The sequence below is a fragment of the Heliomarina sp. genome, assembly GCF_052826185.1.
Genome location: NZ_JBRBUI010000003.1, coordinates 1 through 21,134, shown reverse-complemented (window position 1 = coordinate 21,134; position 21,134 = coordinate 1). Strand labels below are relative to the sequence as shown.

Here is a 21,134-nt window from a genome sequence, read left to right as displayed (position 1 = left end):
TTTCCCATGACCCAGACGCCCAAACGCAAAGGTATCATCCTCGCTGGCGGCTCCGGCACGCGGCTTTATCCGATCACGATCGCCGTGTCGAAGCAGCTGCTGCCGATCTATGACAAGCCAATGATCTATTATCCGTTAAGCGTGCTGATGCTGGGCGGTATCCGGGACATACTGATCATCACCACGCCCCAAGATGCCGACCAATTCAAGCGGGCTTTGGGCGACGGCAGCCAATGGGGCATTTCACTGAGCTACGTCACCCAGCCAAGCCCTGATGGATTGGCTCAGGCTTACATTTTGGCGGAAGAATTCCTCAACGGTGCGCCGTCCGCGATGGTGCTTGGGGACAACATATTCTTCGGTCATGGCCTACCCGAGATCCTCGCCCAAGCCGACGCCCAAACCACTGGCGGCACTGTCTTTGGCTACCGCGTCTCGGACCCTGAACGCTATGGCGTCGTGGACTTTGATGAGAATGGCCAAGCACGACAGATTATTGAGAAGCCTAAAGTGCCACCCTCGAATTATGCCGTAACGGGGCTGTATTTTCTGGATAACACCGCGTCAGAGCGGGCCAAGACGGTCAAGCCATCAGAACGGGGAGAGTTGGAGATCACGACGTTGCTCGAGACATATCTGTATGACGGATCGCTGAACGTTCAACGTATGGGGCGCGGTTATGCGTGGCTGGACACTGGAACGCATGGGAGCTTGCTGGACGCGGGGAACTTTGTGCGAACGCTGGAGACACGGCAGGGGCTGCAGACGGGAAGCCCGGATGAAATTGCTTATAATCAATCTTGGATCGGCAAGCAAACTCTTGAAAAGCAAGCTAAAAAATTTCGAAGTAATGAATACGGGGTGTATTTGGAAGGTTTAATAGTCTAACGTTCGCCGAACTTTTATCTAGCGTGAACGACATGCGGAATTTGAAGTTTACCTATTCGGGCAGGTTAAGCAACAGGGGCTGTCGTGGCGATTTGCGTATCATTAGGCGAGCATTGTACGACGGGCATTTGAGCTACCCCCCGAACTTTGGACACTGACTCAAGCTGCAATTTGCTGTCTGCTGATCTTTAACACGAAGGAGATCAGGAATGTCGAACCGGAAGCAACATTATCCAGAGTCCTAGGCCTAGATGGCGTTGGAAGCGCTGAAAGGCGAAGAGACGGTCAAATACCTCCACGCCAAGGTCGGGGAGTTGGCCGTCGCCAATGGTTTTTTGGCAAGCAAGCTCAAACCCTGGACTGCAAGTGAGGCGCGGGATGATTGAACCGAACCTGCCAGGTCTTTCTGTCTGCAAACAATGTACCCTGCTGTCGATCTCGTGGTCGTCCTTTTACTATGAACCGAAGGGCAAGACCGAGATGAACCTCGACCTGATGCGCGTGATCGACAAGCAGTTTCTGGAAACGCCATTTTATGGTGTTCGACAAATGACATGGCACCTGCGCAGTGATGATCACGTGGTCAACGAGAAGCGTATCAGACGCCAGATGCGGTTGATGGGCCTCATGGCGATTTACCAGAAGCCCAACACTGGCAAGGCAGCGAAGGGACACAAGATTTATCCCTTTCACTTGCGCGGCCTTCGCGTGGATCGGCCCAATCAGGTCTAGTGCGCTGACATCACCTATCTGCCAATGCGGCGTGGATTCCTCTCTCTGGTGGCGATCATGGACTGGCACACCCGTAAGGTTCTGGCCTGGCGGATCTCGAACAGAGGCCGCCGATTGAATTTTTAAGACGCGGCAGAACGCCGTCGTCTCATAAGGATGGAGGTACGAGGAGGTCGCGAAAAAACTTAGAGATTATTTTTGAACAATTTTCTGACCAAGATAGGATCCTGTTATCTAAAGACTTTTTCATCACCGTTCGTCGGCCATGTTCTTGCCACCAGGGTCAGCGCCGGAACCAGATCATCGAATCCTAGTTCGAAGGCCTGTTTTGCCATTCGAACTGGACGCTTATCGGTAAGACGCCTGGCAAAATGCAAAGGAACACTAAGTACATCGGGTGCCAATATTGCGCAGTACCCCGCAACCGCGGTTTCTGGAAAAGCATTCGCGGTATCTGTCGCAAGCGGCGCTCCGAGACGGTACCAGCGCGAAAGCGTACGCGCCCATTGGTCGCCCTCAGAAACATGGATCAACGGTGACGTGACAATCTGCGTCTTTCCGAGCGCCGGATGGCCTTCCACATTTCCTGCCAGCGACAACTGGGCACCGCGCAAGACAGGCGTCCATTCTTCGAGCCTCGGTGCATCCATATCCGTGCCTTCTGGATCAGTGCCGGCAATCACCGCCCGAAACGCGGTTAGATGAAGTTCAATAAAAGCCCGGAGGCTAGCGGCTGCGTGCATGTTCATTTCCTTTAAGCAGTCGAACCTGCCCCCCATTGGGAACGGGGAGGCAGAGATTGAATTGGTAGGGTGAACGCGCGTGTTCGGCAGTTCGCTTAGCGGCTTCGCCGGAGCATGGGAAACACATAGCTTTGCGAAAACAGGCACTTGAAGCCTTTTCGAAAAGCGATTTCTCTAAGCACGGCACCGCGAGTCGACGGTTCAAACGACTCTTTCGCACGCCCGCCGGGCTTGGAAACAAACTGTTTCCCAACTCAAAGGGGCGGTTTTCACTGCGTCTAAACGAGCGAACAGGTGACCCGATCCGGGAAACAGGGGTATTCACCTAGGAGAAAGCGAATCGCTGAGCAAAGTTCGCGCTTGGCTTGGAGATCACGATCGTCGCGACTGCCCTTCGTCTTCGCCCGCACTCGGCGAACATTCATGCTCCAATTTTCTGACGGGCCTCGTCGGGTTTTAGGTACCGGACTCAGCGGTATCTGACTGACAATACCTTTTGGCAGGAATGGGCGATATCGCGGACAGCGGCGAAACAGGTAGGCTGGCTGGCTTTGCCATGACACGATGATGGTCAGTGGAGGGGGCCGGGGCCCAAACGCTGCGTTCAGCGAACGTCCGATCTTCGAGCCCCTTTCGAAAACGAGGCCTACCTGGACCGATGCCACGAGTGATCCTTCCGACGGGACAGAGACCCCATCACACCGAACCTGAGAAAGGAGAAACCGCATTGGCAATGCGGATACAGCGCAGATCATTAACCAAAGTGGACCTAAGGTTGAGTTCCGCTTAGGGTTCCGGTTACTCTTCAGGCGGGAAGTCCTTCAACATACTGAATCGATGAATATAAATAACATCTTGGCCCCGAAAACGGGCCCGTTCGGACCGTTAGGAGTTCCGCTTTCCCACCCTTCCAATTGCCACAAAAAACTGGCTTCGAACTAGTCCTCTTCCCCGGCGGCATTGGCCGCGCGATGCGACTGCAAAGGCAGACCTATTACGTGAGCCTTCGTGCAAATGGCTGAAACTTGCCTTTCAAGGGTCGAATGACCCACTTTGGTGAGCTTAATGATGTGAACGGCCCACCGGCGCGGGTTTCAGCACTCTGAACAATATGAGTGATTCACCCTCGATGATTTTGAATGGGCTTCGTTCATGTCTCCTTTTGCAACATGTCGTCGCGCAGTGGCACGGTTTGGCGCTCAATCATCCGATGTACTTCGGGCGGCGCGTCTCCGCGATGCAGCCGTCTAATCTGATCTGATAGCTCTGCATCTGCATTGGTCCGCCGCTCATTGTGACGGACATATTCGCCCCAAGTTGGCACATGGTAAGTCTCGCTCCAATGTTCCGGTCGGTGCAAATCGCGCAACAGCGCCCATTGCTGCGCGCCATCGCGGATGCGCACCCGACGTCGCAGGCTCATCGCCGCAAGAAATTCCGGCACATCCGACTGCGCGATCTCATAATCGACCATGACCATCACCGGCCCGCTGCGATAGCTGAGATCAAACCGCGTGTCGGGTTCTTTGAAACGGTTGAGCGGGTCAAGATCGAGCCCGCTAAACTCCGGCAGCGGCAGCCGCAAGCCGATCAACGCACCGATCAGCAGCATTACACAGGCCCCAGCGAGCGCGGTTTCCGGCCCGCCCCTGTCGGCGACGATCCCCCAGATCAAACTGCCTGCCGCCATGCCCCCGAAGGTGCCGGTCTGGTAAAGTGCGATCACCCGGCCCACGACCCACCGCGGCGTTGAAAGCTGGATCGTCACGTTGAACATCGACAGCGACAGCACCCAACACGCCCCAGCGAGCATCAGCGCTGCGCCCGACAAAACAGGCTGCGCGCTGACTGCTAGCACGGCACAGCTGAGGGCGAAGCCGACAAAACCGCCACGCGCGATCATCTCATTCCGGAACCGCGCCCGCAGCCCCGCGTTTGCCAAAGCGCCAAACACCGCCCCCATGCCGAAACAGCCCAGCATGATGCCATAGAAAAAGGCCGTCGCCTGCAATGACTCACGCACCACAACCGGCAGCAGCGCCAGCAGGGCAATGGCCGACAGTCCGAACCAGAAACCGCGCAGGATGACCCGCATCAGATTGGGCGACATCGCGACATAGCGCAGCCCGGCGGGAAAGGCGCTGCCCATCGGTTCACGCGGTAGATGCGTATCACGCAGCGGCGCTTTCCACCGCAACAAGGCAAGGATGATCGCCACATAGCTCAGTGCATTAACTGCGAAGGCAGCGGCTGCCCCTGCAATCGCGACAATCGCCCCGCCTGCCGCCGGCCCGATGCTGCGCATCAAGTTGAACCCCATAGAGTTGAGTGACACCGCCGAGGGCAGCTCTTCTCGGCTGACGATAACACTCATGGTCGCTTGCCAAGACGGGTTATGCAGCGCCGTGCCGCAGCCGATGGAAAAGGTAAAGGCCAAGAGCAGCCAAGGCGTAAGCCAGCCCTCAAATGCCATGAAAGTCAGCAGGATCGAGACGCCGAACATAAAGCTCTGCGCGATCAACATGACCCGGCGGCGATCGAAATTATCGGCAAAGACACCCGCCAGCAACGAGAAGATCATGATTGGCAAAGCGACAGAACCTTGCACCAGCGCCACCATATTCGGCGAGTCCGACAGCGAGGTCATAAGCCACGCGGCACCCACCGCCTGCACCAGCCCACCAAAGTTCGACGCCAGCGCGGCGATCCAGAGAGAGCGGAAAGTCTGGTTGCGGAAAAGGATTAGGGGCGAAACTCGGTCGGGCAAAACTAGGGGCCTCGTAAAGCTGTACCTATTCGATATGTGGTTTGTGACCTTACTGTCGATACTGCACTGTATCTTTCTGGATCAAATACTGACGGCATAAATCATTGGATCGATTATGGAACGTATAAGATACGTTCCACTTTATTCCATCCACCTTTATTCGTCGCTTAACTAAACCCCTTTAAACGCACCCCCATCGATCCGAATACGCGCCCCCGTCACATAGCTCGCACCGGCAGACGCAGGAAAGGTCACCACATCCGCGAAAACTTCGGCCTTGTCGTTCCGCCCTGCGGGTATTGTGGCGCGGGACTTTGCAGAGACCTCGGCCACATTGCCGTCGGTCAGTATCGCGGTTCTCTGAAGCGGTTGAGCGGGTCAAGATCGAGCCCGCTGAATTCCAGAAGTGGCAGGTGCAAACTGATGAGCGCACCGATCACCTGCGCGACCTCATGGGCCAGCGAACAGGGCGGGCAATCTGCCTACCGTCAATTTGCTGCACTGGCTGCACAGTCAGGTCCACAATATAACATTAAAAATCTTAAGAAAGTTTTCGCCGGCCTCACTTAGACCCGGACTTCAGGCATCGCCCCAATCAACATCTTGGCATAGTCGCTTTGAGGGTTATCAAAAATCTCGTCACTGCTTCCTTCTTCGACGATCTGACCGTGCAAGATCAAGGCGACGCGATCACAAAGGTATCTCACAACCGCAAGATCATGGCTTATGAAGAAATAGGTCAGTCCGAGTTTATCTTGCAGATCGAAGAGCAAGTTTAGTACTTGGGCTTGAACGGACACATCCAGCGCTGACGTAGGTTCGTCAAGGATCAGGAGTTCAGGGCCCGAGGCGAGCGCGCGTGCAATGCAGATACGTTGGCGCTGACCGCCAGAAAACTCATGCGGATAGCGGCGTAAATGCTGTGGGCCAAGGCCAACCAATGACAAAAGCTCTGCGGCACGGTCGGTGCGTTCCCGCGAGCTCAGACCCAGCGACTGCATGTGAATGAGCATCGGTTCGGTCACAATATCATGCACCGACATGCGCGGATTGAGCGATGCGTAAGGATCTTGAAACACGATTTGTATGCGAGCGCGCAACTGCCGCATTTCAAGCGGCGAGAGATGGGCCATGTCCTGGCCCTGAAAGCGGATTACGCCCGAAGTCGGTCTCTCCAATTGCAGGATAGAGCGTGTCATGGTGGTTTTTCCTGACCCGCTTTCCCCGACAAGACCAAAGCTTTCGCCACGGTTCACCGATAGCGATACCTTGTTCAGGGCATGTACCTCAGACGATTTTCCGAACATTCCGCGGCGGCCCGGATAGACTTTGCTGACATCATTAATTTCAAGCATCGGGGTTGCATCAAGCATTGGTCATTGGCTCCATTTCGGCCGCGCGGATACAAGCGACGCTGTGGTCTGTCCCGACAGGTTCAGCCGGTGGCGTGGAGTTAGAGCAAGCAGGTTGCGCAAATGCGCAACGTGGCGCAAAACGGCATCCGGCGGGCGGTTGCAAAAGATTTGGGACAGTCCCCGCAAGGCCCTTCAGCGCGCCGCGCTTGGTGTTTTTTGTCGGAATGGCAGAAATCAGCGCCCGGGTATAGGGATGCACCGGGTCACCGATGACGGCGCCAACAGGCCCGCTTTCGACGATATTTCCCGCATACATCACAGCAACGTGGCTGCAAGTCTGAGCGACAACACCAAGGTTGTGGGTGATCAACACCACACCCATGTGATATTCGGCAACGTTGGATTTGATCTGCTTCAAAATCTGCGCCTGAACCGATACATCAAGCGCTGTTGTCGGTTCATCCGCGATCAGAAGGTCGGGACGCCCGATCATTGCCATCGCGATAAGCACCCTTTGCCGCATCCCCCCAGAAAACTCGTGCGGATAACTGGAAAGGCGGGCGTGAGCATTGGGGATGCCAACCTTCGCCAACATCTCGCCCGCAAGGCGCAGCGCCGCGGAACGACGGGTGCGTTTGCCTGAACCCGGCGGGCAATCAAGAATGGTGTCATCTTGCGACGCGGCAGCAAGTGCCACGTCCGTTAGTTGCTCGCCAATCCGAAAAGCCGGATTCAGGTTGGTCGTCGGGTCCTGAAAAATCATGCCGATACGTTTGCCACGCAGCTTTTGCATCTGACGGGGTGCGAGGGATAACAAATCGGTGCCTTCAAGCAATATCTTGCCCTTGGAATAAGTCGCGGGAGGCGAAGTAGCGAGGCGTGAAACCGACAGGCCAGTGAGCGATTTTCCGCAACCACTTTCTCCGACAAGGCCCCAGATCTCGCCCCGTTTCACGGTCAGGTTGATGCCATTAAGAACATGAGCACGGCCTTCATAGCTGCTCATGTGCAGATGAAGATCACGGATTTCGAGCAGTGCGGTCATCAGCGCCTCGCTTTCGGATCAAGTACGTCTCGCAGGCCGTCACCAAGCAGGTTGAAGCCAAACACAGCCACGAACATCGCCATGCCGGGGGCCATGGCCGTCCACCAGTAATCCGGCATGTACGACCGGGAGATTGAAAGAAGCGTGCCCCATTCCGGGGTTGGAGGCCGGACGCCGATGCCAATAAACCCCAGGCCAGCGACAGTCAGGATGGCGAAGCCCATATCGAGCGACATTTTCACAATGATCGGCGACACGGTATTGGGCAAAATGTGGCGGAACAGGATGCGCCGGGGCGTGGCACCGATTGCGCGTGCTGCGGTCACATAGACTTCTTCCCGCGCGGCAAGCACCTCGCCCCGGACCAGTCGCGCATAGCCAGGCCACCAGGATAGAGAGATCGCGATGACCATGTTGCCAAATCCCGGCCCCAGCGCTGCGGCGATTGCCATGGCAAGGATAAGACCAGGTATAGTTAGCGTTAGATCGGTCAGCCGCATCAGCACCTCATCCACCCAGCCGCCAGCAAAGCCGGCGACCGCGCCAATCAACGTTCCGATAATTGATCCAATCAGAACCACGCCGAACCCTGCCAGAACAGAAACCGTGGTGCCCGCCATGACAAGTGACAGAACATCTTGGCCCAGCTCGTTCGTGCCAAACGGATAAGCCCAAGAGGGGGCGACAAAGCGGTTTGCGGTGTCCACCCCGCCAGCGATGTGTTCCGGATAGGGGGCAAGAATGGCACCAAAAGCCGTGAAAAATAGCACCATGGCAACAAGAACCGCGCCCAGCAGCGACAGCTTACTTTGCCGAAACCTGAAGAAGCCGCGACGCAGCTTGTCATACTTTGGTGGTGACAAGTCGTCGGTTGAAACGGCGTCGGTCATGAGTAGCGTACCTTTGGGTTGATGACGCCGTAAAGTACGTCAATGATCAAGTTGGCGAGCACAAAAAGCAGACCAATCACCAGTGCGACCCCGATCACAGGCATCATATCCTGGCTTACAATGGCTTTCGTGGCGTAGAGTCCAAGCCCTGGCCAGTCGAATACGGTTTCTACCAGTACGGTCCCACCCAAGAGCCAGCCGAAATACAGACCAATGACTGTTAGTGTTGCCGATACCGCATTTCGGGCGACGTACTTGGTGATGATCAAACGCGGAGCCAGACCCAGCGCCCGCGCAGTCATTACATAGTCTTGTTGCATCACTTCGATGGTCGAAGAACGCATCATGCGCATGATTGTTGCCAAGGGAGACAGCGACATTGCGATTGCCGGTAAGGCAAGGTGGCGCAGTGCCAGAGTGAAGGTATTCCAGTCGTCGGCCAGCAAACTATCGATTGTCAGAAAGCCTGTGATGTTCGGTGGCGGGATAACAATAATAGGCAAACGCCCGCCTAGAGGCAGCCACATTAGCCACATCGCAAAACACAGTTGCAGCAGCAGGCCGAGAAAGAAACGCGGCATCGAAATAGCGCCAATGGCGCCGATTTGGCTGAGGTAGTCTGGCCACTTGTTGCGCCAAACGGCGGTCACCAATCCCAGTGGAATTCCGACCACGATGGCAAACCCCATCGCGGCGAGCACCAGTTCCAGTGTCGCGGGCAAATAAGCGGCGATGTCGGCGGCGACCGGTCGGCGTGTCAAAAGCGACGTTCCCAGATCCCCGTGAAGCAACCCGGTTACATAGGTCCAATATTGCACCCAGACTGGCTGATCGAGGCCAAACTCAGTCGATAGCGCGGCGATCTCCGATTCCGTCGCATTAGGGCCTGCGGCGAGACCGACAGGATCGCCTGGCAAGATCCGCGCGATGGCAAACATAATGATCGTCAGGCCGATGATCACCGGGATCAGCATCAGCAATCGTCGCAGGATAAATTGAAGCATCGGACAAGCCCTTTTCTAGCGTATTCAATCTGAGCAGGCGGGCCAATATGATGAGCCCGCCCCCCTTAAAAAAAGTAGCTTACTCCATCGACAGGCCGAAAACCTCAATCGCGTTGGAAGCTACGGGGGTGAAGTGATAGTTCTTCACAGAATCCCGCATCGCCAGCCGCCGTTTTTCCAGAACACCAAAAATATCCGGCGCGTCGGCAACAACGACTTCCTGAAACTTGTGATAAATGCCTTCGCGCTTCGCGGGGTCTACTTCGGCGCGTCCCGCCTCGATCAAGGCATCAACCTCTGGATTGTTATAGACAGCGTTCTGCCAACCGCCGTTGCGGGAAGAATGATAGGCTGCATATGCGATGTTATCCGGGTCGCCATAGTTTGCTGTCTGATAGACTGGGAACAGATCAGGGAAGGTCTCAGGCGATTGGCTAGCGGCAACCATGTCGGGCCAGTTCATTGGCATGATCTCCAATTCGATGTTCAACGCCTTCAGGCTGTCGAGCATGATCAATGCCCAGCGGCGCTGTTGCTCCAATCCCGATACATGGACCATCCGCAGCTTAATCCCGCCCTCAGGCGTTTCGGTCATCCCAAGATGCTCCTTAGCCTTCTCGAGGTCCATTCGATAGACCGCCAGATCAGGGTTGAAGCCTAAAATCCCCCCCGGTAGAGGCCCCGTCATCAGATCGGCATAGCCTGCGGCGTCAATGATTGCTTGATAGTTTGTCGCGTAGGAAATTGCCTTGCGCATATTAATGTCAGCACAGGGTCCATTTTCGGTATTCATTTTGATCGAGAAGGTCCGGTACTCGGGCTCAAGTATCCGAACAACGCCGGGCGCATCTGCTAGAGCGTCCATATCCTCAGAAGTAACGTCCACAGCGATTTGTGCTTCGCCGCGCTGAACCATCAGACGCTGGGTCGCCGTTTCATGGACAATCTGCCAGATAACACCCGCAAGGTTACCACCTCCTGCCTGCCAAGCGGTTTCCGCCCGCGCAAGGTGATAGAGCGTGCCGGGCTGGTAACGCGTCACGGCGAAGGGTCCGGACGCTGCCGTATTGGTCATGAGCCAAGTTTGCCCATCATCGCTACCGAGATTGGCTTCGACCACTGCCTTTTCGACGATAAAGACCCATGGCAACACCTGCAGGAAAGGCGCAAACGGTACCGCGAGGGTGAATTTGACCGTCTCGTCATCTACGGCGGTGACACCTTCTTCGGTCACAATATCTCGGATCATCCAAGAGTTACCCTTGGCAAGCCGAAGAGCCCGCCGGAAGGAATAGACGACGTCCTCTGCTGTCACATTATTGCCCGAGTGAAATTTTGCGTCCGGGTTCAGGTTGAAAGTATATTCCAGCCCATCTTCACTTACATCCCAGCCGGCAGCTATTGCTGGCGTTGGTTCGGGCGGATTACCGGATACGCGCACGAGTGGATCGTAGACGTTGCGCATAAAGAAAGACGCCGAATAGCCGGTCGCGGTGTGGGGGTCAAAGTTCGGGATATCCTGACCCGATGCGATGACCATAACCGCAGAGTTCTGAGCGAACATCGCTTTAGGGAAGACTGTTGTTGCGAGACCGGCACCAGCCATAGCCAACAGGCTGCGACGGGTCAGATTTAGGTGGGAAGAAGTATGCATCAGTTTCTCCATGTTGGGAAAGCGGGGGGTAATTTTCTGCCCCCCCGTCGTTGTGGATCAGGCAGGCACTTTGCTTTTGGCCTGAGCTGGGGTGGAAGGTATCGCTTGTGAATAATGGCGCGATGCATGGTCTGGTGTGATCAGACCTAGCTGCAAATCTCGAGTCACAGCAGCGGGCGCACGCTCGGCTGGATGTCCAAACCCTGATCCGCCGCCAAGTGTAAGTTCCACGACTTCGTCCGGGCTGAAGAGCGAGACAAGCTCACCAGTGCCGCAATCGTGCAACTCTGCGCCCGATGCCGAAACAATCCGTCCCCGCGCACCAAGTCCGGGCAAGCCGCCAAAGAAGCCGTCAATCGGATTGTCGACCCCTTCAGGATAAACTGAGACAAGCATTTCGATGCCATCATCATCACGTTTGCGGAACAAGATACGTTGTGCCAAGCCGCCACGAGTTTTGCCGGCTCCGCCGCTGTCGGGAACATAGGCTTTTTCCATTACCAGAACCGGCACACGACTTTCCATCAATTCAATTGACGTATTCGCCGCAGAGGTTGGCCAGAGCAAGGATGAGTGGCCATCGCCCCGGTCCGATCCACCCTGCCCACCGCCACAGAACAGCATGTCAGAATAGAATTGTCCTGACGGATCTTGGCCGTAGATATTGGCGGCGACGGCTAGGCCGGTAAAGCTTTGAACCTTGTCACGTGCGGCACTCGCCAGCGCTCCGAATATATTTGGTGCCAGATACCAGCCGGTCCGTGTCCGCAGGTTCACCGCGGCGGGATAGGTCGGATTCAAAATGGACCCTTCAGGGGCTGTGACTGTGAAGGGGCGGTAGCAACCGGCATTTCCGCGCACCGTTGGGGTCAACATGCACTTGAGCGGGTAAGTTGCATGGGCAGCCGTGTAGTTGAGCGTAGAGTTCAATCCACCCTGCGGTAGCTGCGGCGGCACACCGTCAAAATCCACCGTAATCGCATCGCCGGCCACTTTGACCATCACCGGATATTCGATGATTTCGCCGAGCGGATTATTGGTGATCTTCGAGTGATAATCTCCGTCCGGAATTTGGCGGATCGCGTCGCGCATCGCTTTCTCCGAAAGCCCCTGTACAACCTCGGCTAGCGCGCTGAGGTCGTGCAGCCCGTAGTCGCGCATGAATGCTTCCAGACGCTCCGCTCCCAAAGCATTTGCCGCGACGAAGGAATAGATGTCGCCCAGAACCTGCTCGCCATTGCGGACGTTCTGCTGAATCATCCGCACGAGCGTTTCATTCGGAGTGCCTGCCTCGAAAAGCTTCATCGGTGGGATTTGCAGCCCTTCTTCATAGATTTCTCGTGCATGAAGGCTGTCTTTGGTGCCCCCAATGTCAGAGACATGGCCGACAGTTCCCATCAAGCCGACAAGTTTTCCGTTGCTGAACGCCGGTGTCACAATGGCAATATCAAATAAGTGCCCCGCACAAAGCCAAGGATCGTTGGTGATCAACACGTCCCCAGGCTTCAGGGTGTCAGCTGGATATGCCGCCAGTAGCGCTTTGACTGCACGCGGGAGCGTCAAATTGAATACCGGCATGGCACGCGGGCTATGCGCCAATGTCTCACCATCCTTGTCGAGCAGCTCGCAAGCGAAATCTTGCGCCTCTGCAATGACGAGCGAGAATGCGGTTCGGCACACTGTTAGCCACATTTCTTCTACGACGTTCACGAGGCGTGACCACATGATCTCCAAACCGATCGGGTCACCTTTGATTCTCGCTACCGCCTTGGCGCGGCTCATATTCTCAGGGATCAACTCTTCTGCAGCAGCGACTGCGCCAACTCTGACACAGAGGTTCAAACCAGCATCGATACTGACATAGTCGTTTGGGCCGATCACAGTCGTTGATTCACGTTCTTCAATGATGGCCGGGCCAGAAAGTTCATCGCCGGCCTGCAAAGCATAGCGGTCGTAGACTGCGGTTTCGAACTCGCCCTCGTCAAACCAGCATTTGCGATGACCTTTCAATCTATTGGCGCTGTCGCCGCCGCCCGTAGCACCGGTCAATGCCAGCTTTGGCGTGGGTCCGGCTACCCGAACACGGAAAGTTACCGCTTCGAAACGCGCACCTTCAAACGGTTCAGCGTAGCGCGTCGAATAGGCGCTGACAAAAGCGGCTCTGATAGCAGGGAGTTTACTTTCATCCAGGGGCCCCAGTGGCAGTGGAACCGAGATATCGTGCATCTGCCCCACAAGACGCATGTCTGCGGTGCGCTCGATCACGGCCTGATCAGCATCAATGCCAGCGCGGGTTAAATGGTGCAGACCTTCGGCCTCCAAATCCGCCAGTAGGGTATTGATGGCCTCTGCATCAAAGCCCGGCGTCAACTCAACCCGGCGCGAACGTACGCCATCAAAAGACAATGGTGCTGCTAGAAACCCAACCGCCGAAGCCGCGCCGGAAGCGGGCGGGATAAGAACCGAAGTAATCCCCATAGCTCGTGCTACATCGACCGCATGCGCAGGGCCAGCGCCGCCAAATCCTACCATCGAATATTCGCGCGGGTCTTTGCCGCGCTCGACAAGGTGGACGCGGGCCGCTGCCGCCATACTCTCGACCACAACCTTGTGAATGCCGAGCGCTGTTTCCGGCACGGTGAGACCTAGGCGGCTGCCGACACGCGCAATTGCAGTTTGTGCCGCTTCGAGATCCAAACTCATCCGCCCGCCAAGAAAGAAGCCGGGATCATAATAGCCGAGTGCGAGGTTTGCGTCCGTCACCGTGGGCTCCAAACCACCCATTCCATAGCATGCAGGGCCCGGATCTGAGCCCGCCGAATGAGGCCCGACTTTAAGCAATCCTACTTCGTCGATTGCAGCGATTGAGCCCCCTCCGGCACCAATCTCGATCATCTCAATCACGGGGGCTTTGATCGGCAAGCCTGACCCTTTCGTAAACCGGTGAACGCGAGCGGCTTCCATCATCGGCGCAACTTCGGCGCGCCCGTTTTCGATCATACAGGCCTTCGCTGTTGTGCCGCCCATATCAAAAGAAATTACATCCGACAGGCCTGCGGCCTCGCCAAAGAGTGCAGTCGCTAGACCACCGCCAGCAGGACCACTTTCCAGCAGACGTATCGGGAAATCGCGTGCCGTCTCTAAGGAAACAAGACCACCGGCAGAATGCATTAAACGCAGCGGGCCGGCGAAACCGGCACCGCGCAAGTGTTGCTCCAGCTTGGTCAGATACCTGTGCATAAGCGGCTGCACGAAAGCGTTCGCACAAGTTGTTACGATCCGCTGATACTCGCCCATTTCTGCGACCACTTCGGAAGAAATGGATACCGAAATCTCGGGATATTCAGCACTGATCAGCTCAGCGGCACGTTGTTCATGTGTGGGATTGGCGTAGGAATGCAGGAACGTGATCGCAATCGCTTCACAGCCCGCGTCGACAAGCTGACGCGCGGCGGAAAGAACGGCGTCCTCATCTAGTGCCGTTACAACCTCGCCTGTAGCATTCATCCGCTCCGCAACCTCAAGCCGCAAATCGCGGCTGACCATCGGGTCAGGAAATGAAACGAACAGATCATAAATATCGTACCGTTGCTCGGTGCCCATTTCCAACAAGTCGCGGAAACCCGTTGTCGTAATCAGGCCGACTGGGGCGCCTTTCCGTTCAATAATGGCATTGGTCACCAAAGTGGTACCATGAACAATTTCGGAAACATCAGCGTGGCTGATTTCCCGCAGCTCCAAAAGTTCGGAAAGGCCGAGCAGTGCTGCCTCCGAAGGATCGTGAGGTGTGGTTAGGCGTTTGTGCAGCGTGACATTGGCGGTTTCGGCGTCGTAAAGGACGAAATCAGTGAATGTGCCACCGATATCAAAGCCGACGCGCCAACGATTTTGCGATAAAGTCATACCGAATTGTCCTTATTATTCGAGATTGGGGGCGACAAAGGCACTGTCGCCAAAGTCCGCCGCAATTTCGCCCGCGGCTCGTGCGAGCGCCTTAAGCATTTGTTTGCGCCCATCGTCATCGACGATCCCGTGCGGGTAAACGATGCATAGGCTGATGATTTCGTGGGTCGCGGGATCGCCGACGGCGACCGCGATTGCATCTACACCAGCAGTGCTCTCTTGAGAGGAAGCGGCAAATCCGTTCCGGCGTATCTGCGATAGTTGAGAACGCAAACTGCCCGTTAGAGACTGGTCTTCATAAAGCGCTGCAATTTCATCGTCCGACATGCGCGCGAGTATTGACCGCCCAGTGGCACTTTGGTGCGCTGACAGCCGACGTCCGATGTTCGACACGACCCGTAGCGCGTTGGTGCCCGGGAAGTCAGCAACCGCAGTGACCTCTTGGCGATCCAGAATAGAGATGTAACCAGTGTGGCCGAACTGGTTTGATAGTGTCGAGACAGCTTCGCTCGCACGGGAGATCAACCGAGACGAGCGCCGGAAGATAGCAGCCAAATCGAGCATCACCGTACCCGGACGATGGCGCATCGTATCGCCGATTGTGCTCAGCATGCCGGTATCGCGCATCGCCTTCATCAAACGGGAGGCATTTGCTTTTGGCATATCCAGACGGCGGGCCACATCCGTCACTGTCAGTTCCAGGCAGTCGGCAGAGTAAAGCTTAAGAACAGCCTGGGCATTTTGCAGAATTGACACGAAACCTCCGTTGTTCCATATTTTGGAACAGATGATCCATATTAAGCAACCTGGATTACACAATATGATTCGGTCAACAAAAAACCGCGCCGTGATCAGGCGCGGTTAGGAATTTTGATAATTCTGTGAAGGTATTGATGCGAAATTAAGCAGCTCCGCGGCGTTCGACGAGCCGCGCGAAAACACTTGCCCCAACAGGCAGGATTGTATCGTCAAATATGAAACCCGGATTGTGCAATGGCACGTCTCCGTGATGCCCTAGATTAAAAAAGGCGCCCGGTACGACGTTGAGAAGGTCCGCCATATCCTCGGACCCCATCGTAAGAGGCGCATTTGGTTTGGCCTGGTCTCCCACAATCTCCCGCGCTACCTCGATGAGGTCTTGAACCCTTTGCGGATCATTCGACAGGACGCTAAATATATTGCGGATATCGACGTTGATCGCGATCTCGTGTGATAGAGCAAATCCAGCACAAATTTTGCGCATCCGCGTTTCGATGAGCGCGCCATCGGCATCGTCAAAGAACCGAAAGGTACCCCGCAACGTAGCGCTCTCTGAAATAACGTTATAGGCCGATCCTGCGTTAAACTGCGTGACAGAGACGACAGCCGGATGGGTCGGGTCCATATTTCGTGAAACGATTTCTTGAAATTCTTTTACTAATCCGGCACCGATCGTTACCGGATCACGGCTCGCTTGTGGCATCGCACCATGGCTGCCTTGGCCAACGATTTCGATATCGAAGAAGCTTGCCCCGGCCTGCGCCTTGCCTGGACGGATCGAGAGATCGGAATGCTCGCCATAGGGCGAATTGTGCATGCCATAAAGCTCGTCACAGGGGAAACGCTCAAAGAGACCATCGGCAAGCATCGCGCGCGCGCCGCCCAGCCCTTCTTCTGCGGGTTGGAATATAAAGACAACGCTGCCAGAAAAGTTTCGGTTCTCTGCTAGATAGCGCGCCGCGCCTAGTAGCATTGTTATATGACCGTCATGACCACAGCCATGAAACACGCCCTCGTTTTGAGATGAGTATGGCAGATTCGTCCGCTCCTCCATGGGCAGGGCATCCATATCTGCGCGGAGACCGATTGTACGACCGGAACGGGCGCCGTTGAGTACCCCCACTACGCCGGTTTTTCCGACTTGTCGCGTTACCTCTATGCCCCAGCCTTCCAGCAACTTGGCAATGCGAGACGACGTGCGAAATTCTTCAAACCCGATTTCTGGGTGTGCGTGGAAGTCATGGCGAATGCTGGTCAACTCGTCTTGAAAGGCAATAATCTGGTCTAAGGCGGGCATGAGTAGGTCCTATTGTAAGGTATGTTTCGAGCAGTACCTCCACCGCCTTGCATTAGGAAGGGGGGGTGCCCCTGGTGTGCCCCCATCGGGTGGTCCAGTTTGAATGTTAGTGCATAGTCGGTCTTTGGTCTATCGGGACGATGCTCTTGGGCGCTGGCGGCCGGTATCCTAAGGCGCTGTGGGGCCTGACCGTATTGTAGTGATGCCGCCAGCGTTCGATCAGGATCTGGTCCTCGTGTAACGTGGTGAAGACCTCGCCGTTGAGCAGCTCATCCCGGAAACGGGCATTGAAGCTCTCGCAGTAGCCGTTCCCCCACGGTGAGCCGGGGGTGATGAATGCGGTTTTTGCACCCACGGCACCGATCCAGGAACGCACCTTCTTGGCAATAAACTCCGCGCCATTATCCGACCTTATGTATTCCGGCGGGCCGCGTAGGATGAACAGATCCGTCAGTGCGTCGACCACATCCGTTGAATTGAGCCTGCGTTTTACCCGGATCACCAGCGCCTCCTTCGTGAACTCATCGATGATATTCAGCGCGCGGAAGATCCGCCCGTCGTGGGTTCGGTCCTGAACAAAGTCATAGGACCAGACATGGTTCGGGCGCTCTGGCCGCAGCCGGACGCAGGAACCATCATTCAGCCAAAGTCGGCCTTTCTTGGGCTGCTTTTGCGGGACTTTAAGCCCTTCCTGCCGCCAGATCCGTTCAACGCGCTTGTGATTTACATGCCAGCCGCTGTTGTTCAGCATCCCGGTAATCATGCGGTATCCATAGCGGCCAAACTTTTCGGCCAACGCAGTGATGTCCTCGGTCAGCCGGGCTTCGTCCGGTAGGCCACAGGGCACCTTGCGCTGCGTAGAGCGATGCTGACCCACTGTGCGGCAAACCCTGCGCTCAGATATGCTAAGGGTTTGCCGCACATGATCGATGCATTGCCTACGGCGGGAAGGGCTTAAAAGTTTCCCCGTGCCGCCTCAGCCAGGATCATTCTATCCAGCGTTAGATCCGACACGGCACGTCTGAGCCGAGTGTTCTCAGTCTCCAGCTCTTTTAGCCGCTTGAGCTGATCACGACTCATGCCGCCGTATTCTTTACGCCACCGATAATAGGTCTGAACCGTCACGCCGATTTGTCGCACGGCTTCCGCAGTTGACCGTCCTTGCCCTTGCAGCACTTCGACTTGTCGCAGCTTCAGCACGATGTCCTCGGGCTTCTCTCGCTTCCCAGTCATCTCGTCGTCCTCCTGAAAACGCGATAATTCTATCCCAAAAGGTGGACCACTTCAGTGGGGGCGCTCCAGGATGCCTCAGAAATCTTACTCGAATTAGTCGGAGCTTTAACATGCCATCCAGCCGTCAACGATGTGAAATTGGACATCACAAAGCGCGATATGTAGATACAACCCGCCCAAAGCACGCTGCGTTCTGGATTTCGGCGAGGTTCGTGGAAACATTGCCTCGATACCGGGACCATTTCAAACTGATTTACAGCCTGATGCTCCTTCAATATCCCCACAATCTGTTCTTCGCTGAAACGGCTCCTCACCATCATCTGTCTTCTCCATTGGAGAACAGACTATCCCAAACGCCGGACATTTCAGGGAATCAGGCCATTCACCACTGAATTGAGCCGTCCCAGTGCGAAGCTCGACTTGAGACAACCGACACCAGATATTGCCATCCCACACCGTCGGCATACCAGATATAGGCTTCGGGAAAAACTTAGCTTTCCACGGGAAAATCTCAGGTATGTCTTACACTCGTTTGGAAGCGTAAACTTCAGGAAGCCACCTTATCTCCATGACCACGCCCGAGGAACGTCACAAAGGCAATTTTAAATTCGGAAGGCAGAGACCTTTGTGCAATATAGCGCGCATCCCATCGTGCCAGTTTCACCGGATCGCTCATATCGACACTGTTAATCTGAGCAAGCCCCGTGATCCCTGGCCGAACGGAAAACACGTTTCGTTTTTCGCGCTCTTTGATCAATTGCGTCTGTACCGGCAGGCATGGTCGCGGCCCGACAAGACTTAGATCGCCGCGAACAACGTTGAATACCTGTGACAATTCATCAAGTTTGGTCATTCTAAGAAAGGCCCCAATGCGTGTGACCGAGGCGGCTGTCATTTCATGTGTTCCGGCTTGCCTCGTACCACTCTTCATGGTCCGGAACTTGTAGACTGTGAAGGGTTTGCCATCCTCGCCGATGCGCGGTTGCGCGAAAATCCCGCGGCCCGGAGAATCCAACGGGATCATGGCCCAGACAATCAGTAGCAGCCACCAAAACAGCCCAAGAATGCCGACCACAAACAGAAGGTCGATAATCCCCTTTCCCAGTCTAAAAACAATGTTCTCTTCTTGCGGGTTTGCGAGAAAGACGTCGCGGTCGGGGCCCTTATTGTCACTTGCTAGGAAACGGGCGATCCGATCAACATGGACTGTCGGGGCCATTGCCATGACGAAGGTCAGTGCGGTTCCGCGAAGAAATCCGGGTAGGCGGCTGATCAGCGAGAGTCTGCCGGCATAGGCATCGCCAAAAACCGCGGGCAGAAAAAGGTTAGTCACAGCGATTCCGCTGCTCGCATTGACGATATCCAGCGCCTTTCGCTTGCTTTGTGCATAGGGCGTGCCATTTTCAGATATGGCATGGAAGGTCGTGACATTCACGAACCTGCCGATATTCGCGGCCCTAGCCTGCAAGAGCACCTCGGATAGGAGACCGACGTTCACGCGATCGAATTCCTCTGGGCTGGCCTCAGCATTGTTGTTGAGCACCGCAAGATGGACCAACGTGCCGAAACCCTGCGCGCGCGCCGGCAACTCATCATAAGTGCAGCAGGCCAGACTAGGAAACCGAGACTGAAGAGCTGCTGAATCGCGTCCCACCAATAGCATTTCACAGCCAGCATCCCGTAGACGTGGCACCAGTTGCTCCCCAATGAAACCGCTGGCACCAGTGACGACGATCTTACGAGATTGGGGGGCGGAAGTACTCACAGTAAACGATCTTTCTAATTCATTGCAGGCGCATTTGCCCCCCATACTTACCACGCGCCTACCGCCGAAGCGACGCGATGGGCAAGGAAAATTTTCCGGTTTGCGTAAAATTTTATCGGGAGATACGGCGAGAGGCTCAATTTCACTCATCCTGAAAAGACCTTCGGGTTTCGTATCTCAGTAGCCCAGCGTGGCGCGTCCATGGGATTAACGCGTTCTGATTTCCACCTGTGAATAGCCCCTAGATTTGTAGACGCTTTCTTCCCTAACTTTGAGGCAAGGAGGCCGTTATGAGGAAGCCAAATTTCAGTGAAGATTTCAAGCGCGATGCCGTCCATCAGATACCAGTGCGGGGGTATGCCGTTCGCGAGGTTTCGGAACGGTTGGGCGTCAGTACATATTCGCTCTACAAATGGATGAAGCTCTATTCAAAAGTTGCGTCACAGACATCATCTGTTGACCATGAAGCTGAGAACCGCAGGCTCAAGCGTGAGTTGGCCAGTTTGGCTGGGATCCGCGCTGAGATCGGTTACAAACGTAAGCCGGGCAAGTATGGTGGAAGGCCGTCAGTCGTCGTCGACAACACGTTAGACCGGCGGTTTGATGTGACAGCGCCAGACACCGCCTGGGTGTCCGATATCACCTACATCAAAACCTATGAGGGGTTTCTCTATCTGGCGGTTATCATCGACCTCTACTCACGACGTGTGATCGGCTGGGCGACACAATCGCGGCAACCAACAGACCTCGTGCTGCAAGCCTTTCTGATGGCTGTCTGGCGGCGCAAACCTAAGCGACGCGTCCTGATCCACACGGATCAAGGATCACAATACACCAGCAGGGACTGGGCGGCGTTTCTGCGGGCCCACAATATCGAACACTCGATGAGCAGGCGCGGGAATTGTCATGACTGTGAGTATGGTATTGCGGCTTGATGGCCTGACCCATGTTACGATTGACTGCGTGTCATTGCGTTGACGTGTCGACCATCAAGTCGCCCCGGCAACGGGCGAGATGTGACCTTATAGGAGCCTGACGGGTACGCCCCATCACAGTCCTGTCCCCTCGGATCGGTGCCTGGGCATTCTTAGCAAAGAGG

The 21,134-nt window shown here is 55.6% G+C and carries 16 protein-coding genes and 3 pseudogenes; 6 read left to right on the top strand and 13 right to left on the bottom strand.

Going from position 1 to position 21,134, the window contains the following annotated elements:
- The first annotated feature begins 6 nt into the window (after positions 1–6).
- The 4 genes and pseudogenes from rfbA to ACU0FH_RS00320 form a co-directional block, all read left to right on the top strand.
- Positions 7–888 carry a glucose-1-phosphate thymidylyltransferase RfbA gene (rfbA, locus tag ACU0FH_RS00335; RefSeq protein WP_340290528.1) on the top strand — a complete coding sequence of 294 codons (882 nt, stop codon included), beginning with the start codon at positions 7–9 and terminating at the stop codon, positions 886–888.
- Positions 889–1,139: 251 nt separating this feature from the next.
- On the top strand, positions 1,140–1,274 hold the full coding sequence (locus tag ACU0FH_RS00330; protein ID WP_446192905.1) for a hypothetical protein: 135 nt from the start codon (positions 1,140–1,142) through the stop codon (positions 1,272–1,274).
- A pseudogene (locus tag ACU0FH_RS00325) lies at positions 1,216–1,521 on the top strand (IS3 family transposase); the annotation flags it as partial. The gene ACU0FH_RS00330 and the pseudogene ACU0FH_RS00325, both read left to right, overlap by 59 nt.
- Before the next feature lie 39 nt (positions 1,522–1,560).
- A pseudogene (locus ACU0FH_RS00320) lies at positions 1,561–1,722 on the top strand (IS3 family transposase); the annotation flags it as partial.
- 128 nt (positions 1,723–1,850) lie between these two features.
- Here ACU0FH_RS00320 and ACU0FH_RS00315 read toward each other — a convergent pair.
- The 3 genes from ACU0FH_RS00315 to ACU0FH_RS00305 form a co-directional block, all read right to left on the bottom strand.
- On the bottom strand, positions 1,851–2,369 hold the full coding sequence (locus ACU0FH_RS00315; protein ID WP_446192884.1) for a DUF6634 family protein: 519 nt from the start codon (positions 2,367–2,369) through the stop codon (positions 1,851–1,853).
- A gap of 1,144 nt (positions 2,370–3,513) precedes the next feature.
- Positions 3,514–5,130, bottom strand: a complete 1,617-nt coding sequence (locus tag ACU0FH_RS00310; RefSeq protein WP_446192883.1) for an MFS transporter — start codon at positions 5,128–5,130, stop codon at positions 3,514–3,516.
- 171 nt (positions 5,131–5,301) lie between these two features.
- Positions 5,302–5,463 carry an SDR family oxidoreductase gene (locus tag ACU0FH_RS00305; protein ID WP_446192882.1) on the bottom strand — a complete coding sequence of 54 codons (162 nt, stop codon included), beginning with the start codon at positions 5,461–5,463 and terminating at the stop codon, positions 5,302–5,304.
- Positions 5,464–5,553: 90 nt separating this feature from the next.
- Between ACU0FH_RS00305 and ACU0FH_RS00300 the strand changes: the two genes are divergently transcribed.
- Positions 5,554–5,700, top strand: a complete 147-nt coding sequence (locus ACU0FH_RS00300; protein ID WP_446192881.1) for a hypothetical protein — start codon at positions 5,554–5,556, stop codon at positions 5,698–5,700.
- Here the strand turns inward: ACU0FH_RS00300 and ACU0FH_RS00295 are convergent.
- The 10 genes from ACU0FH_RS00295 to ACU0FH_RS00250 form a co-directional block, all read right to left on the bottom strand.
- On the bottom strand, positions 5,697–6,503 hold the full coding sequence (locus tag ACU0FH_RS00295) for an ATP-binding cassette domain-containing protein (protein ID WP_446192880.1): 807 nt from the start codon (positions 6,501–6,503) through the stop codon (positions 5,697–5,699). The two genes, ACU0FH_RS00300 and ACU0FH_RS00295, sit on opposite strands and share 4 nt — an antisense overlap.
- Positions 6,496–7,530 (bottom strand): ABC transporter ATP-binding protein, encoded by a 1,035-nt coding sequence (locus ACU0FH_RS00290; protein ID WP_446192879.1) that lies wholly within the window; start codon positions 7,528–7,530, stop codon positions 6,496–6,498. Before ACU0FH_RS00290 ends, ACU0FH_RS00295 begins: the two co-directional genes overlap by 8 nt.
- Positions 7,530–8,420, bottom strand: a complete 891-nt coding sequence (locus ACU0FH_RS00285; protein WP_446192878.1) for an ABC transporter permease — start codon at positions 8,418–8,420, stop codon at positions 7,530–7,532. Before ACU0FH_RS00285 ends, ACU0FH_RS00290 begins: the two co-directional genes overlap by 1 nt.
- Positions 8,417–9,424, bottom strand: coding sequence for an ABC transporter permease (locus ACU0FH_RS00280; protein WP_446192877.1), 1,008 nt, complete (start codon positions 9,422–9,424; stop codon positions 8,417–8,419). The genes ACU0FH_RS00285 and ACU0FH_RS00280 overlap by 4 nt, the downstream gene beginning before the upstream one ends.
- 79 nt (positions 9,425–9,503) lie before the next feature.
- The gene (locus ACU0FH_RS00275) at positions 9,504–11,078 is read right to left on the bottom strand and encodes an ABC transporter substrate-binding protein (RefSeq protein WP_446192876.1); all 1,575 of its coding nucleotides are present in this window, start codon (positions 11,076–11,078) and stop codon (positions 9,504–9,506) included.
- 57 nt (positions 11,079–11,135) lie between these two features.
- On the bottom strand, positions 11,136–14,981 hold the full coding sequence (locus tag ACU0FH_RS00270) for a hydantoinase B/oxoprolinase family protein (protein WP_446192875.1): 3,846 nt from the start codon (positions 14,979–14,981) through the stop codon (positions 11,136–11,138).
- A 15-nt stretch (positions 14,982–14,996) separates the two neighbouring features.
- Complete coding sequence (locus tag ACU0FH_RS00265) at positions 14,997–15,737, bottom strand: IclR family transcriptional regulator (protein WP_446192874.1); 741 nt, start codon at positions 15,735–15,737, stop codon at positions 14,997–14,999.
- Between the two features lie 145 nt (positions 15,738–15,882).
- Positions 15,883–17,037 (bottom strand): M20 aminoacylase family protein, encoded by a 1,155-nt coding sequence (locus tag ACU0FH_RS00260; RefSeq protein ID WP_446192873.1) that lies wholly within the window; start codon positions 17,035–17,037, stop codon positions 15,883–15,885.
- Positions 17,038–17,143: 106 nt separating this feature from the next.
- A protein-coding gene (locus ACU0FH_RS00255) for an IS3 family transposase (protein ID WP_446192872.1) occupies positions 17,144–18,270 on the bottom strand; the annotation gives its coding sequence in 2 pieces (ribosomal slippage) (positions 17,144–18,006 and positions 18,006–18,270; 1,128 coding nt in all).
- 547 nt (positions 18,271–18,817) lie between these two features.
- Positions 18,818–20,185 carry a sugar transferase gene (locus ACU0FH_RS00250; protein WP_446192871.1) on the bottom strand — a complete coding sequence of 456 codons (1,368 nt, stop codon included), beginning with the start codon at positions 20,183–20,185 and terminating at the stop codon, positions 18,818–18,820.
- Between the two features lie 140 nt (positions 20,186–20,325).
- On the opposite strand from ACU0FH_RS00250, the pseudogene ACU0FH_RS00245 reads away from it, so the two are divergent.
- Positions 20,326–20,946 (top strand): annotated as a pseudogene (locus tag ACU0FH_RS00245) (IS3 family transposase); the annotation flags it as partial.
- Positions 20,947–21,134 lie beyond the last annotated feature (188 nt).

Bases quoted from the DNA above. Each gene is read 5' to 3' on its own strand.
- rfbA (WP_340290528.1), top strand. From the start codon at position 7: ATGACCCAGACGCCCAAACGCAAAGGTATCATCCTCGCTGGCGGCTCC.
- ACU0FH_RS00330 (WP_446192905.1), top strand. From the start codon at position 1,140: ATGGCGTTGGAAGCGCTGAAAGGCGAAGAGACGGTCAAATACCTCCAC.
- ACU0FH_RS00315 (WP_446192884.1), bottom strand. From the start codon at position 2,369: ATGAACATGCACGCAGCCGCTAGCCTCCGGGCTTTTATTGAACTTCAT.
- ACU0FH_RS00300 (WP_446192881.1), top strand. From the start codon at position 5,554: ATGAGCGCACCGATCACCTGCGCGACCTCATGGGCCAGCGAACAGGGC.
- ACU0FH_RS00295 (WP_446192880.1), bottom strand. From the start codon at position 6,503: ATGCTTGATGCAACCCCGATGCTTGAAATTAATGATGTCAGCAAAGTC.
- ACU0FH_RS00290 (WP_446192879.1), bottom strand. From the start codon at position 7,530: ATGACCGCACTGCTCGAAATCCGTGATCTTCATCTGCACATGAGCAGC.
- ACU0FH_RS00285 (WP_446192878.1), bottom strand. From the start codon at position 8,420: ATGACCGACGCCGTTTCAACCGACGACTTGTCACCACCAAAGTATGAC.
- ACU0FH_RS00280 (WP_446192877.1), bottom strand. From the start codon at position 9,424: ATGCTTCAATTTATCCTGCGACGATTGCTGATGCTGATCCCGGTGATC.
- ACU0FH_RS00275 (WP_446192876.1), bottom strand. From the start codon at position 11,078: ATGCATACTTCTTCCCACCTAAATCTGACCCGTCGCAGCCTGTTGGCT.
- ACU0FH_RS00270 (WP_446192875.1), bottom strand. From the start codon at position 14,981: ATGACTTTATCGCAAAATCGTTGGCGCGTCGGCTTTGATATCGGTGGC.
- ACU0FH_RS00260 (WP_446192873.1), bottom strand. From the start codon at position 17,037: ATGCCCGCCTTAGACCAGATTATTGCCTTTCAAGACGAGTTGACCAGC.
- ACU0FH_RS00250 (WP_446192871.1), bottom strand. From the start codon at position 20,185: ATGAGTGAAATTGAGCCTCTCGCCGTATCTCCCGATAAAATTTTACGC.